The organism is Segatella cerevisiae (genome assembly GCF_024054555.1).
GTDB lineage: Bacteria > Bacteroidota > Bacteroidia > Bacteroidales > Bacteroidaceae > Prevotella > Prevotella cerevisiae.
In genome coordinates this window covers 1-1,162 of record NZ_JAMXLY010000112.1, presented here as the reverse complement: position 1 = coordinate 1,162, position 1,162 = coordinate 1, and the positions used below count along the sequence as shown (strand labels likewise).

Annotated in this window: 1 protein-coding gene; it reads right to left on the bottom strand. The window is 46.4% G+C overall.

From position 1 onward, the window contains the following. Positions 1 to 26 precede the first annotated feature (26 nt). Positions 27 to 980, bottom strand: a complete 954-nt coding sequence (locus NG821_RS12570; protein ID WP_252761997.1) for an IS30 family transposase — start codon at positions 978 to 980, stop codon at positions 27 to 29. Between the last annotated feature and the right edge of the window lie 182 nt (positions 981 to 1,162).

Genomic DNA, 1,162 nt, shown 5'->3' with positions numbered 1-1,162 from the left:
GGTGGATTCCATAAGCAAGTGCAAAGTTACGGAATTAATTGCTTAATGATATCAACAGGCTTTGAAAAATCATTTTTCTTTCTTGGTCTGTTATTCAATTTTTGAATGATTTGTTTAATGTATCCCCTTGAAATCCCCTTGAAGTCTGCCTTTTTAGGTATATACTGCCTGACGAGTCCGTTCATGTTCTCTATGGCTCCCTTTTCCCAAGGTGAATATGGATGCGCAAAGTAAACGCTTGTATTCAAATCCTTGGCAATAATTTCATGCGCGGCAAACTCTGTTCCATTGTCAGTCGTTATGGTCCTTACGGGCATCTTGGTTTCCTTGAGCAGCCTCACGACAGTATGTGCCAGGGGAACGGCCTGCTTTCCCGTATCAAGTTTTTCCATGAGCATAAAGCAACTTTTTCTTTCCACCAAGGTTACTATTGCTCCTTTTCCATCCTTCCCCAGGATTGTGTCCATTTCCCAGTCTCCCAAAGTCCGGCCGTTGGCATTGACCGGTCTCCGGTCAATGGAGATACGGTTTGGTATTGGGATTTTAGCACCCGAGGGCAAATGTCTTGCCTTTCTCCCGCCATGTCTGAGATGTCTGCGGATATTGTCCCTATTATGTGGAGGGCCGGCAGCTATCCAATTGTAGATGGAAGACTTGGAAACCGACAGGTTCTCTTCCTTCCTGAGCCAGCCTGCCACTTCTTCCGGCGACCATTGCTCCTTGCGGATGAGTTCAAAGGCCCTGCTGCGGACATAAGGGGAAATGGAACGGTTACCCGGCATCTTGGCCTTGCGGCGCCTTGTCTTCAAGACGGCCAAACGCCCCTCATAGACTCCCCTGGAGTTTGAGTTACGCTTTTTCTCACGTGATATCGTACTTACACACACGCCAATAGTTTCGGCGATGAAACTAAGCGAGCATTTCTTTTGCAGTAACACACTTATTGTGTATCTTTGCTCCGAGGTTAATTGTTTATACATCGCAATACAAAATTAATTAATCTTAAGGAGGTGAACGAAAGTTCTCCTCCTTTTTTGCATTGCTTAAGTCATCACCTGACGCTCTTTGGGGGCTTCGCACCCCCAGCCGCGAGGCAAACCGCCGCGGTGTTTTTCATGATTTTTGCACCAAGGTGTTTTTGCACTTCTAATTGGAAAGAGCC

What these genes read in the sequence shown, in the direction of transcription:
- NG821_RS12570 (WP_252761997.1), bottom strand. Translation starts at nt 980, where the DNA reads ATGTATAAACAATTAACCTCGGAGCAAAGATACACAATAAGTGTGTTA.